The following is a 13,093-nucleotide window of genomic DNA, read 5'->3' as shown; positions in this document are numbered from 1 at the left end:
TTGATGACCCGGGCCCCGGTGGCATCGGCGAGGGAACGGGCGGCTCCGGGGCCGCCTTCGGTGGTGAGGACGAAGCCGGGTCCGACCGCGTTGGTGCAGTCGATCAGCACCCGGTCGCGCAGGGCTGGGACGACTGAGCGGGCTCCGGGCCGGGCGCACGGGGCCGGGGGGCCCGGCCGCCCGGCGCGGGGTCCTCACCAGCGCGGGATCGACGGCGTCCGCCACCCGGGCTCGGCCTTGCGCATCGCGGCGGCGTCGTCGCGCTCGCGCATCGTGCTGTCGTCGTCGAGCCAGCGGCGGTGCAGTTCCGCCAGGCGGTCCCGGTCCAGTTCCACCCCGAGGCCCGGGGCGTCGGAGACGGTGAGCCTGCCGTCCTCGAAGACGTGGCGGGCGGTGATGACGTCCTCGGTCTGCCAGGGGTAGTGGCTGTCGCAGGCGTAGTCGAGGTTGGGGACGGTGGCCGCGACGTGGGTCATGGCGGCGAGGCTGATCCCGAGGTGGGTGTTGGAGTGCATGGAGAGCCCGACGCCGAAGGTGCGGCAGATCCCGGCGAGTTCACGGGTGCGGTGCAGGCCGCCCCAGTAGTGGTGGTCGGAGAGGATGACCTGGACGGCGTCGTTCGCGAAGGCCTCGGGGACCTCCGCGAGGGTGGTGACGCACATGTTGGTGGCCAGCGGTACGTCGGTGCCGGCCGCGACCTCGGCCATCAGCGCGGTACCGGCCGCCGGGTCCTCCAGGTATTCGAGTACGCCCTTGAGCTGCTCGGCGACGTACAGCGAGGTCTCGACGGACCAGGCGCCGTTGGGGTCGAGACGCAGTGGCCGGCCGGGGAACGCCTCGGCCAGTGCGCGGACCGCGGCGATCTCCTGGTCGGGCGGGAAGACGCCGCCCTTCAGCTTGAAGGAGGAGAAGCCGTAGTCGCGGGCGAACCGCCGCGCCTGGGCGACGACTCCGGCCGGGTCGACGGCCGCTCCCCAGTCGTCGCGCTCGCCGCCCGCCGGGTGCTCGGCCCAGCGGTAGAAGAGGTAGGCGCTGTACTCGACGGTGTCGCGCACCTTGCCGCCGAGCAGCGCGTGCACCGGCAGGCCGAGCGACTTGCCCAGCGCGTCCAGACAGGCCACCTCGAAGCCGGACACCACCGAGAGCCGCAGCTTGTCCGCGGTCTGCACGCCGCGCAGTCCGCCCGCGTCGACCCGCTCGTCGGCGGCGCGTGAATCCGCGCACACCTCGTCGGCGAGGGCGAAGAGGCCGTTCAGATCGCTGACCGGGCGGCCCACCAGGGCGGTGGCGAGCGGCTCGGCCAGTTCGAGGTACTTGCCGTCGCCGTACGTCTCCCCGATGCCGGTCACTCCGCCGCGGGTGACGACCTCCACGACAAGGCGCGGGGTGTAGGGCTGGTGGACGCCCTGGGTGTTGAGGAGCGGCGGGTCGGCAATGAGGATCGGGGTGAGCCGGACTTCTTCGATCAACAACGCTGTATCCATACGTGAACTCTATTCAGAGATACGACTGAACACCAGAGGCTGGACAGCCGATCGTGCCGGACCGGCTGCATCCGGTTCCGGGAGTTCACTGGACGACATACCGACTGGTCGGCATCATGAACACCGACCGTTCATTCATCCCGGAGGTGCGCACGATGAGCCCAGTCCACCCGCCAGGCCTCGACCTCGACCGGTTGCGCGGCCATCTCGACCGCGAACGGCCGGGCCTGGTGAACGGACCGCTCGACGCCCGGCTGATCGAGGGCGGGCGTTCGAACCTGACGTACATCGTCACGGACGGCACCGGCCACTGGGTCGTCCGGCGCCCGCCGCTGGGTCATGTGCTGGCCACCGCGCACGACATGAAGCGCGAGCACCGGGTGATCAGCGCACTGCACCCGACGGCCGTCCCGGTCCCCGAGACGCTGCTGCTCTGCGAGGACGACTCCGTCATCGGATCGCCGTTCTACGTCATGGAGTACGTCGAGGGCACCCCGTACCGCACGGCGGAACAGCTCGCCCCGCTCGGCGCCGAACGCACCCGCGCGGCCGTGCTCGGCCTGGTGGACACCCTGGTCGAACTGCACGCCGTGGACCCGCAGGCCGTCGGGCTCGGCGACTTCGGGCGCCCCGAGGGCTTCCTGGACCGGCAGCTGCGGCGCTGGGGCAAGCAGCTGGACGCCTCCCGCAACCGTGAACTGGCGGGCATCGACGAGCTGCACGCGGCGCTCGGCCGCGAACTCCCCGTCTCCCCCGCACCGACGGTGGTGCACGGCGACTACCGCCTGGACAACGTCCTGATCGGCCCCGACGACCGGATCAGGGCCGTACTCGACTGGGAGATGTCCACGCTGGGTGACCCGCTCACCGACCTCGGCCTGCTGGTGATGTACAGCTCCGACCTCGGCCTGCCCCAGTCACCGGTCTCCACCACCAGTGGCGCGGCCGGCCACCCCTCCCCCGCCGAACTGATCGAGCGCTACGCCGCCCGCTCCGGCCGGGACACCTCCGCCATCTCCTGGTACACGGCCTTCGCCTGGTTCAAGCTCGCCGTGATCCTGGAGGGCATCCACTACCGCTACACGCTGGGCCAGACCGTCGGCGGCGGCTTCGACCGCATCGGCGACCTCGTCCCCGTCTTCATCGCGCACGGCCTCACCACCCTCCAGGAAGGCTGACCAACCCCATGGACTTCGCATTCGACGCCCGTACCGAGGAGCTGCGCACCAAGCTGCTCGCCTTCATGGACGAGCACGTCCACCCCGCCGAGCGGATCGCGGACGAGCAGCGGGAGCAGCTCGCGTCGCCGTGGGACACCCCGGGAATCGTGGCGGACCTGAAGGCCGAGGCGCGCCGCCAGGGGCTGTGGAACCTCTTCCTGCCGGACGCCGAGTACGGCGCGGGGCTGACCAATCTCCAGTACGCCCCGCTGGCCGAGATCCTGGGCCGCTCCCCGCAGCTGGCGCCGACCGCGCTGAACTGCGCGGCGCCGGACACCGGGAACATGGAGGTGCTCGCCCAGTTCGGCACCGACGCGCAGAAGAAGCAGTGGCTGGAGCCGCTGCTGGCCGGTGAGATCCGGTCCGCGTTCGCGATGACCGAGCCGGAGGTGGCCTCGTCGGACGCGACCAACATCGAGACCCGGATCACCCGTGACGGCGGGGACTACGTCATCAACGGGCGCAAGTGGTACATCTCCGGGGCGATGAACCCGGACTGCGCGATCTTCATCGTGATGGGCAAGACCGACCCGGACGGCGACGACATCCGCCGCCAGCAGTCGCAGATCCTCGTCCCGCGCGACACCCCGGGGCTGACGGTGAAGCGCGCCATGAAGGTGTACGGCTACGAGGACCACTACCACGGCGGCCACGCCGAGGTGATCTTCGACGGCGTGCGGGTGCCGGCGGCGAACCTGGTGGGCGAGGAGGGCGGCGGTTTCGCCATCGCCCAGGCGCGGCTGGGCCCTGGCCGTATCCACCACTGCATGCGGCTGATCGGCATGGCGGAGCGCGCCATCGAGCTGATGTGCCGGCGCGCGGTGTCCCGCAACGCCTTCGGCAAGCCGCTCGCCCAGCAGGGCGTGGTGCAGAACTGGATCGCGGACGCCCGGGTCACGGTGGAGCAGTTGCGGCTCCTGGTGCTGAAGACGGCCTGGCTGATGGACACGGTGGGCAACCGGGGCGCGCACACCGAGATCCAGTCCATCAAGATCGCCACCCCGCGTGCAGTGGTCTCCATCCTCGACCAGGCGGTCCAGCTGTACGGTGCGGGCGGCGTCAGCCAGGACTTCCCGCTGGCCGAACTGTGGGCGGCCGCGCGGACGCTGCGGCTGGCGGACGGCCCGGACGAGGTGCACCAGCGGTCGCTGGCCCGCCGGGAGATCAAGAAGTACCTGTAGCCGGGAGGGTCCGGGGGCGGTGGGCCGGCGTCAGTCGCCGCCGGTCCCGATCCGGTCCAGTACGTCCGCGTACCGGGCGCGCCGGTCGGGCCGGGCGCGGGCGGCGGCGTGACGGAGCGCCGGGACCGCCGCCCCGCCCACCTCGGCCAGTGCGTCGGCCGCCGCGGCGCGCACGGTCGGGTGCGGGTGCCCCAGCAGCCCGGTGACGGCCGGGAACGCCGGCTCCCAGCCCGCCCGGCAGAGCGTCCGGAGTGCCATGCGCACCACGTCCGGGCGGGGGTCGTCCAGCAGTTGCCCGGTGTGGCGCAGGTACGCCGCCCGGTCGAGCATCACCCGCGCGGTGCGGTGGGCCCGCAGCCGGACCCTGGGCCGGGGGTGCGTCAGCAGCTCGTCGAGCAGGTTCAGCAGGTGCGGGTCCCGGTCGGGGCCGGGGTCGGTGTGCGCCCCGGCCAGCTCGGTGAGCGCGCGGCAGATCTGCTCGGGGGCGCCGGTCCGGGCCAGCTCCATCAGCTCCCGCCGGGCCGGGCGGTGCCGGCTCGCGGCGGGGAGGTCCGCGTCGCGCTCGCGCAGTGCGGCCAGTGCCGCCGCGTCCCGCTGTCCGGCGTCCGGCCCCCGCAGGGGTCCGTCCGTCAGGAGCAGCCGGCCGGCGAGTTCGTCGCGCCCTTCGCCGCGCAGCCGGCGGCAGGTCCGTGTCAGGGCCGGGGTGCGCAGGAGTGTACGGGCGACGAGCAGGTCCAGGAAGCCCCAGGCCCCGGCGTCGAGGCGGTCGCCCAGTGCCACCGCCAGCGCGTCGGCGGGGTGGGCACGCAACGCGGTGCCGAGGGCGCCGGCCTCGGCGGGCGGTGCGTGCTGCCACCAGTCGAGGAGCAGCGGCAGGAGCCGTTCCCGCTGCTGCGGTTCGAGCCCGACGGCCACGGCCGCCACCCTGTCACGCAGGATTCCGTCGCCCCGGAGCTCGCTCTCGCCGATGCCGGCCAGCGCGCTGCCGAGTCCGGCCACGGCTGAGGCGGGCAGGGAGACCCGGCCGTGCAGGTACGCGCGCAGCACCACCGTGCGGGCCTCCGGCTCGGGCCACCGTGCCAGCGCCTCGGCGGCGGTCCGGCGGCGCCCCGCATCCGCCGAGCCGAGCATGTCGAGCAGCCGCTCCCGCAGGGCCGCCGACCGAGGCTGGTCCAGGTCGTCGGCCCGGACCAGGCGCGGCGGCGGCTGCGGAGCGCGGGCGGTCTCCGCGAGGGTCCAGGGCGGGGCGTCCAGGGGCTGGAGCCGGGTCATCCAGTCGATGAGGGCGTCCCGGGCTGCGGGGGCGGCGCCGTCGTGGGCCTCGATCAGGGCGGCCAGCCGGTCCCGGGAGGAGACGGCGCCGTCGTGCGCGGCGCCGTCGTCCGTGCGGCGGAACCCGGCCAGCGCGCCCGGTTCCCGGACCGCGTCGGCCAGCGCGGACCGCCAGGCCAGGGCCGCCTCGGACCGGGGTGCGGCGTCCGGCCGGGGCTCCGGTACGGAGAAGGCCTCGCGGAGCACGGCGGTCGTGGCGCGCCCGGGGTCGGCGGCGAGCCGGGCCGCCGCGAGGGCCCGGTCGAGATCGGCGCGGACCGGTATCGCGCCGAGGCGGCGCAGCAGCGTCAGGGTGGACCGGCCGCGCGTCGCCGGTGCGGGGGCCAGGGCGCGTACCGAGGTGACGGCGGCCGGTTTCACGGTGGCCGCGAGCAGCGGCGCCACCTCTTCGAGTACGGCGATCAGTTCGTTCCGGCAGGAGTCGCGGGCGTCGGCCAGCGCGTCCAGCAGGAGCGGGGCGGACCGGGCGAGCGCCGCGAGTTCCGGGCCGCTCCGGGGCGCGGAGCAGAGCGCCAGCGCGAACCGCAGCACGTCGGCGCTCCGCGCCCTGCCCCGAGCCGCCGGGCCCCCGGCTGCCGTGTCCTGGGCTGCCGTGTCCCAAGCCGCCCCGCCCTGGGCCTCCGTGCATCGGACCTTCGGGTGCCGCGAGGCGGCCAGCGCGAGCCAGTCGGCCAGCATCGGGCGCAGCCGGTCCTTGTGGGCGGGGCCGGGGCGCTCGCCCCGGGCCACCAGGCGCAGTGCGGTCACGGGGTCCCAGCCCCCGGTTGCCAGGGCCTCGACGTCGCGCTCCGCCTCGCCGGGGGCCTCCGGGGCGGGCTGCGCGGTGATCCCGTGCGCGGCCATGGCCGGCGCCAGGTCCGTCACGAGGCCGGCGGCCAGGGCTACTTGGCGGGATGCGATCAGGGTGAGCAGCAAGATCGCCACCGGTGACTCCTGCTCGTCCAGGGCGAGCACCGAGCGTGCGGTGAGGGCGCCGTGCAGGCCCTCCAGGAGGAGCCGGCGGGCGGTGTCGTCCCGGCTGTGTTCGGCGGCGGCGACGAGGGTGGCCGCGTAGGCGTCGCCGAGGACGGCGCGCAGGGCGGCGACGAGGGAGGCGCGCAGGCCGGGGTTGCCCTCCTGCCCGAGCCGGGACAGGAGTGCGGGGAGCGCCGCCGGTGCGCCCGGCCGGATCAGCGCCTCGGCCGCCGTCTTCCTGATGTTCATGTTCGGGTGGCCCAGGCAGGCGGAGATCGCCGCGCTCGCCCAGTGGGCTCGGGCGTGGCCCAGGGCGAGCAGGGCCTGGCGGACGGTCTGGATGTCCTGGGCCCTCGTCAGGGTGATGAGCGACGCCGAGAGCGCCTGGGCGTCCTCTCCCGTGGCGTCGTGCGCGAGGAGGGCGATGACGTGCCCTCGCACGTGCCGGTCGTGGTGGCGCAGCAGTCGGTGCACCCGCGCGCGGGTGCCGGTCCAGGGGGCTCTGAGCAGCAGTTCGAGCAGGACCACGTGCTCGTCGTCACAGAGCCCCGGGCGGTCGACGAGGTCCAGCGCCAGGCCTGCGACGAGCGCGTGCCCGGCGTCCTTCGCGTCCACGTCAAGCAGGCAGACGGGCCGGATCGCGCCCCGTTCGTGGAGTCGGCGGCCGAGGGCGCTCAGGGCGTCCAGGACCTCCTGCGGTACTACGGGCTCACCGGCCGGCTGCCCGTGCTCGCCGGTCCGGGGCGCCGCGTCCGGCCTCCTCGAAGCGGCCAGGCCGGCCACGACGCGCGACAGCAGGTCGGTGATGGCCGGGAGGGTCTCGGCATCGCCGTGGGCAGCGAGCCGGCACAGCGCCTCCACGGGTGCGCCCGGGTCCAGGTGGGAGCTCAGCAGGGCCAGTTCGGCCGCGTCGGGTCCGCCGAGGCCGGCCGCGACGCGCGGCGGCAGGTCGACGGGGTCGAGCCGGCCGAGCAGGGCGCGGCGCCGCTCCGGGTCCCGGTTCAGCTGCCAGAGCAGTTCGAGGGCGCGGCCCCGTACGGGGCGCAGGTGGGGAGCCGTCGCTCCGGTGGTGAGGCCCAGCCCTTCGGCCAGGGCCCGTACCGTCGGGTCCCCGCCGATCGCATCCAGCGTGTCCAGGGCGGCGGCCGGTGCGCGGGGCAGCAGGGCGAGCACGGCCGCCTCGGCGTCCGTGTGGCGCAGTGCGCGGATCGCGCCGAGGAAGGGCGCGGGCTCGGGGGCCGAGGGCAGCAGGCGGGTGACGGCGTCCCCGGCCGGGAGGTCGCCCGTCCCCTGTCCGGCCAGCGCGAGAAGCAGTTCGAGGCGTCGGGGCCAGCCCGGGTCGGCGGGCGGCGCGTCCGTCAGGACCCTGAGCGCCTCGTGGCGGGAGGTGTAGAGGACCGTCGCCACGTCGCGGGCCGGGATCGAGTGGTCGGACAGGGCCAGGCCGACGAGCACGCCGACATCGGCGTCGGCCGGGAAGTGCCCTCGGCGGTGGAGGCCGCGCAGGCAGGCCACCGCGGGGCCGCCGAGCAGCAGGGGGTCGCCGGCGGCGACAGCGCTCAGTGCTCCGATGTCGTCGCGGTCCGCGAGTTCACCGAGCAGCTCCATCCCGCGCCGGCGCAGGCCGGGCGCCTGCCGGGGGTCCTCGACGACCCGGAGCAGCAGCGCGCGGTGGCCGTGGCGGGCGGCGGTGACGAGGGCGGCAGCGGCCACCTCGGGCCGCTTCCGCACGCCGTCCCCCGCCGGTTCCCCGGCCTGCCACGGCACCGAGCCCTGCGGCGCACCGCCCGGCCGCTCCCGCACCGGGCCGGGGAGGAGGAGCGGGGCGAACAGGCCCGGCGGCAGGGGGGCCATCGCCGCCCAGGGCCGGGCCAGTTCGCCCAGCGCGCCCGCGACGACCGGGGCGCTGTCCGCGGCCAGCAGGGCGATCAGCTGCTCCCGGACCACCGCCGGGGCGAGCAGTGCGGCGTGCAGTCCCTCACGGGCCAGCCGCAGCGCCTCGGCCCCGAGCACCGGATCGCCGGTGGCCGCCAGTTCGTCCACCAGCCGGGCCGGCCGGTGTGCGTCGGTGACGCTCACACCGCGCACGGCCTGGTAGAGGTGCTCACCCGGCGGCTCCTCGCGGAAGATCCGGGGATCGTGCAGGACATCGGCGCGCAGCCAGGCGGTCCGTACCGTCGCCGGCAGCTGCCCGGCCGTGCGCCACCGGGGCCGGGGGCGGCCCGTCAGCCGGTGGCCGAGCCGCTCGTAGAGGCCGGCCAGGAGGAGATCGGCCTCCGGCGGTCCGGTGAGGGAGGCGGGCAGCAGTGCGGCGAGTGCGTCCCCGCGCGCGTCGTCGGACGGCGGACACGCGGTGACGAGTCCGGCCAGCCGGACGAGTGCCGCGTGACGCAGCACGGGGTCCTCGTGGCCGGTCTGTCGGCCCAGGGCGTGGATCTCTTCGTCGGCCGGCGTCCGCATCGTCGGATGCTAACCGGGTGCGCCCCGGCCGCACCAACCCCTTTCGGGGCCGTGCCCGCAGGCTCAGTAGCCGCCGTACGGTACGTGCTCGGCCAGTGCCAGGTCGCGGGCGAAGGCCCGGACCCGCAGCAGGCACCGTGCGAGGATCCGGACGCTGAAGGGGCGGTGCGGCCCGTAGGCCACGGTCCACAGGGCGGGAACACGCGTTGATGTCTGAATGTGCGCCATGTATCCAGCGTGGCCCCGGCAGCCGGTTCGGTCCAACAGATGGTTTCGCTGGCTGCCATCGGTACCGTAGATGGATGGAGATTCGCCAGCTCCGCCACTTCATGGCGGTGATCACGCACGGCAGTTTCACCGCGGCCGCGCGCGCCGAACTGATCGTGCAGTCCGCGCTGAGCACGTCGGTGCGCAACCTAGAACGGGAGCTGGGGGCCGAGCTGTTCGACCGTACCGGCCGCCGGGTGGTGCTGACCGAGGCGGGCCGGGCGCTGCTGCCGTCGGCACGTACGGTGCTGGCCGGGACGGACGCGGCGCGCGACGCGGTGGCCGCCGTGTCGGGCCTGGTCACCGGGCGGGTGCGGATCGGCACGATCCAGACCCTGACCTGTGTGGATCTGGCCGCCGAGCTGGCCGCCTTCCACCGGCTCAGGCCCGGGGTGCAGATCTCCCTGCGCGAGGCGACGACCCCGGAGCTGCTTGCCGGTCTGCTCGCCGGTGAGCTGGACCTCGCCTATCTGGCGCCGGACGCGGCCGGGCTCCCGAACGGCACGGCGGCGTTCGCCTCCTGGCAGGAGGACCTGGTCCTGATCACCGCCCCGGGCCACCGGCTGGCGACGGCCGGGCGCACCCTGATCAAGGACCTCGCCGGGGAGCCGTTCGTCGACTTCCGGGCCGGCACCGGTCTGGAGACGGCGGTGCGGCGGCTGGCCGCGCACTGCGGTCTGGAGCGCCGGATCACCTGCGACGTCACTCAGATCCGGCTGCTCGTCGACCTGGTACGGGCGGGCATCGGCGTGGCGATCGTGCCGCGCCGGATCGGTGAGGACGCCGGGCTGCCGTGTGTGAGCATCCGGCAGCCGGAGCCCGGCCGGACGGTGGTGCTGGCGGGGCGCACGCCCCGGCCGCGCAACCCGGCGGCGGGGGCGCTGCTGGACCGGCTGACGGGGGCGGGCCCTGAGTGGCCGGTCCCGAGTGAGGCCCTGACTGTCGGGTCCTGAGTGGCAGGTACTGACTGACGGTTCCTGGGCGAGGGCCCCTGTACTGCGGCCGCCGGGCGGCTCAGCGACGCCGGTCCCGTCCGCCTCCCGCCCCGCCACGTCCGCCGTTCTACGGCCGCAGCGCGCGCAGCAGCAGGTCGGCCAGGTGGTCGGCGACCTCCTGCTGGCTGAGCGGGCCGTCCGGCCGGTACCAGGTGGACAGGTGGTGGACCGAGCCGAAGTGGTAGTCGACGATCAGGTCCGCCGGCGTCGCGGTGGAGAACACCCCGCTGCGCTGCCCCTCCTCCACCAGGGCCCGGAAGCGCTCGTGGTAGCGGCGCCGCTCCAGCCGTACCTGCTTGTTCTTCTCGGGGCTCAGGTGGTGCATCGAGCGGAAGAAGATCGAGGCGTCGTCGAGGTTCTCGATGGTGGTGACGACCACGTCGGCCGCCGCGTCGCGCAGTCGCTGCTCCACGGGCGCGTCGGCGTCCGCGAAGGCGTCGAGGCGCTCCTGCTGGAGCCGCAGCACCCGGGCGTAGACCTCCTGGAGGAGGTCCTCCTTGGAGCCGAAGTAGTGGTACAGCGCGCCCTTGGTGACGCCGGCCGCCTCCACGATCTCCTGGACCGAGGTGCGGTCGTACCCCTGCTCGGCGAAGAGCCGGGTGGCGGCGGCGAGCAGCCGCTGGGGAACGGGGGTGCCGCTCCCGTCCGTCGCCTTGGCCATGGCCGCCGCCTTCCTTCCGTGCCGTGCGTGAACCGGTCCTAGCGGGGTGAACGCAGTTCCCGCCTGAGGATCTTCCCACTTGCCGTCTTGGGAAGTTCGGTCAGGACCTCGACTTCGCGCGGGTACTTGTACGCGGCGAGCCGTTCCTTGCAGTACGCGCCCAGTTCGCCCGGTTCCACCGAGGTGCCCGGCCGCAGGCTGACGTAGGCGCGGACCGTCTCGCCCCGGTAGGCGTCGGGGACGCCCACGACGGCCGCCTCGCGGACCGCCGGATGGGTGTAGAGGACGTCCTCGACCTCGCGCGGCCAGACCTTGAAACCGGAGGCGTTGATCATGTCCTTCTTGCGGTCGACGACGTAGAGCCAGCCCTCGCGGTCCATGAAGCCGATGTCGCCGGTGCGCAGCTCGCCGTCCGGGAAGGCTGCGGCGGTGGCCTCGGGCAGCCGCCAGTAGCCGGAGACGACCTGCGGTCCGCGCACCGCGATCTCGCCCTGCTCGCCGAAGGGCACGTCCGCGCCGTTCTCGTCGATGATCCGCACCACCGTGTCCGGGCCCGGCACGCCGACCGAGAGGGTCCCGGACACCGGGTCCACCGGGGCCTCGCGCTCGGGCGGCACGGAGGCGCAGGGCGCGGTGCACTCGGTGAGGCCGTAGCCGTTGCGGATGTACGGGCCGAAGTCCGCCCGGAACTTCTCGACGAGCGCGGGCGGCAGGGGTGCGCCGCCGGAGGAGATCACCCGGAAGGAGCCGAAGTGCGCCGGGGTGACGCCGGGGGTCGCGGCGAGCGCCATGAAGGCGGTCGAGGGGCCGACGGTGTAGGCGGGGCGGTGCTCGGTGAAGGCGTCCAGGACCACGCCGGGGTGGAAGCGGTACGCCAGGACCAGGGTGCCGGCGTTGGCGAGGCAGGCGGCCAGCTGGCAGACCATGCCGGTGATGTGGAAGAGCGGGGCGAGGGCGAAGTAGGCGGAGCCCTCGGGGACGGGGTGGCCGGTGCGCTGGCGCTCGGCGTTGACCATGATGTTGCCGTGCGCGTTCATGGCGCCCTTGGGGGTGCCGCTGGTCCCTGAGGTGTAGCTGATCAGCGCCACGTCGGCGGCGGTGAGCTCCCGGCCGGCCGGAGCGGCGAGGCCGTGGCGGGCGACGGCCACCAGATCGTCCGCGTCGTCGGCGGGCAGCCGGTCGAAGTCGAGCACCCGCTCGTCGTTCACCGTCTGGAAGTCCAGTTCGCAGGCGGTGACGGCGATCCGGACGGCCGGGGCGGCCGCAGCGGTGTCCCGCAGATAGGCGTCCCAGGCCCGGTCCGAGCAGATCAGCGCGGAGACCTCGGCGTCCTTCAGCACATGGCCGACCTCGCCCGACTTGTACATCGGGTTGAGCGGGACGACCGTCGCCCCGGCCTTCCAGGCGCCCAGCAGCGCGATGACGAAGTGCGGCGAGTTCTGCAGCATGATCGCGACCCGGTCGCCGCGCTCCAGTCCCCGCGCGGCCAGGTGACCGGCCACGGAGTCGGAGAGCGCGTCGGTCTCGCGGTAGCTGAGGCGCCCGTCGAAGTAGGCCAGCGCCGGGTGGTCCGGAGTGCGGGCCACCGAGGCGCGGAAGGCGTGCACCAGGGTGGCGGCGGGGTGGACCCCGGCCCGCTGGGCCTCGCTGAGCAGCGGGAGCCAGGGCTTCGCCGCGTAGATCGACTCGGTCATGCGCCGGTCGCCTCCCACTTCTGCTGGAGATGGTTCATGCCGGCGAGCCAGTGGTCGGTGTCCTTGGCCCGCGACCGGTAGTACGTGGCGACGTCCGGGTGCGGCAGGACGAGGAAACGGTCCTCGGCCATGGCCGCGAGGAGCGCGTCGGCGACGGCCTCGGGCTCGATGGCGCCGGGGGCGAGCACGAGGTCCCCGGCCGATCCGGCCGCGGTCAGCATGTCGGTGCGCACGCCCTGCGGGCAGATCGCGTGGACCTTGACGCCCCGGTGGCCGTAGGTGAGCGCGAGCCATTCCGCGAAGGCGACCACCCCGTGCTTGGTGACGCTGTAGGGCGCCGCGCCGATCATCGTGAGCAGCCCGGCGGCCGACGCGGTGGAGACGAACCTGCCGCTGCCGCGCTCGAGCCAGTCCGGGAGCAGCGCCCTGGCGGCGCGGACGTGGGCCATCACGTTGACGTCCCAGGCGGCGGCCCAGACCTCCTCGTCGGCGAAGACGTCCCCGGGCGAGGCGAGTCCCGCGTTGGCGCAGTAGATGTCCACCGTGCCGTCCAGTGCGTCCCGGGCGGCGTCGACGATCCCGGAGGCGTCACCGGCGACGGCGACGCCGCCGATCTCCCGGGCCAGCGCCTCGATCCGGCCCTCGTCGAGGTCGTTGACCACGACCCGTGCGCCCTCGGCGGCGAATCTGCGGGCCAGTGCGGCTCCGATGCCGCCTCCGGCTCCCGTGACCACTACGCCCGCGCCCTGCACCGTACTCATCGGTCCCGCCTCTCTCTGCCGGCTGCACCAGCAGACTAACCAGTCGGTATGTCGTCGGGGAAGAGGCCGGCGCCCCTCATACGT

9 protein-coding genes are annotated in these 13,093 nt (G+C 74.4%); 3 read left to right on the top strand and 6 right to left on the bottom strand.

The features are described from left to right. Nucleotides 1-194: 194 nt before the first annotated feature. Complete coding sequence (locus EDD93_RS26950) at nt 195-1,484, bottom strand: glucarate dehydratase family protein (RefSeq protein WP_123528097.1); 1,290 nt, start codon at nt 1,482-1,484, stop codon at nt 195-197. 155 nt (nt 1,485-1,639) lie between these two features. Between EDD93_RS26950 and EDD93_RS26945 the strand changes: the two genes are divergently transcribed. Beyond that, nucleotides 1,640-2,662 (top strand): phosphotransferase family protein, encoded by a 1,023-nt coding sequence (locus EDD93_RS26945; RefSeq protein ID WP_123529369.1) that lies wholly within the window; start codon nt 1,640-1,642, stop codon nt 2,660-2,662. An 8-nt stretch (nt 2,663-2,670) separates the two neighbouring features. Further along, complete coding sequence (locus EDD93_RS26940; RefSeq protein WP_123528096.1) at nt 2,671-3,885, top strand: acyl-CoA dehydrogenase family protein; 1,215 nt, start codon at nt 2,671-2,673, stop codon at nt 3,883-3,885. 30 nt (nt 3,886-3,915) lie between these two features. Here EDD93_RS26940 and EDD93_RS26935 read toward each other — a convergent pair whose 3' ends face one another. Both EDD93_RS26935 and EDD93_RS39700 read right to left on the bottom strand, forming a co-directional pair. After that, on the bottom strand, nt 3,916-8,631 hold the full coding sequence (locus tag EDD93_RS26935) for a HEAT repeat domain-containing protein (RefSeq protein WP_123528095.1): 4,716 nt from the start codon (nt 8,629-8,631) through the stop codon (nt 3,916-3,918). 63 nt (nt 8,632-8,694) lie between these two features. Next, on the bottom strand, nt 8,695-8,859 hold the full coding sequence (locus EDD93_RS39700) for a hypothetical protein (protein ID WP_185092538.1): 165 nt from the start codon (nt 8,857-8,859) through the stop codon (nt 8,695-8,697). 74 nt (nt 8,860-8,933) lie between these two features. Between EDD93_RS39700 and EDD93_RS26930 the strand changes: the two genes are divergently transcribed. Next, nucleotides 8,934-9,851: a LysR family transcriptional regulator gene (locus EDD93_RS26930; RefSeq protein ID WP_123528094.1), complete on the top strand. Its 918-nt coding sequence runs from the start codon at nt 8,934-8,936 to the stop codon at nt 9,849-9,851. A gap of 109 nt (nt 9,852-9,960) precedes the next feature. Here EDD93_RS26930 and EDD93_RS26925 read toward each other — a convergent pair whose 3' ends face one another. From EDD93_RS26925 to EDD93_RS26915, 3 genes are read right to left on the bottom strand one after another with little or no spacing between them, the layout of a single operon-like run. Beyond that, the gene (locus tag EDD93_RS26925) at nt 9,961-10,554 is read right to left on the bottom strand and encodes a TetR/AcrR family transcriptional regulator (RefSeq protein WP_123528093.1); all 594 of its coding nucleotides are present in this window, start codon (nt 10,552-10,554) and stop codon (nt 9,961-9,963) included. 38 nt (nt 10,555-10,592) lie between these two features. Beyond that, the gene (locus tag EDD93_RS26920) at nt 10,593-12,248 is read right to left on the bottom strand and encodes a class I adenylate-forming enzyme family protein (protein WP_123529367.1); all 1,656 of its coding nucleotides are present in this window, start codon (nt 12,246-12,248) and stop codon (nt 10,593-10,595) included. Further along, a complete protein-coding gene (locus EDD93_RS26915) occupies nt 12,245-13,009 on the bottom strand; it encodes an SDR family oxidoreductase (protein ID WP_123528092.1) in 765 nt (254 codons plus the stop codon). Before EDD93_RS26915 ends, EDD93_RS26920 begins: the two co-directional genes overlap by 4 nt. Nucleotides 13,010-13,093 lie beyond the last annotated feature (84 nt).

Origin of the sequence: Streptomyces sp. 840.1 (assembly GCF_003751445.1) — a bacterium.
Taxonomy (GTDB): Bacteria; Actinomycetota; Actinomycetes; order Streptomycetales; family Streptomycetaceae; genus Streptomyces.
This window is presented reverse-complemented; position numbering and strand designations above follow the sequence as displayed.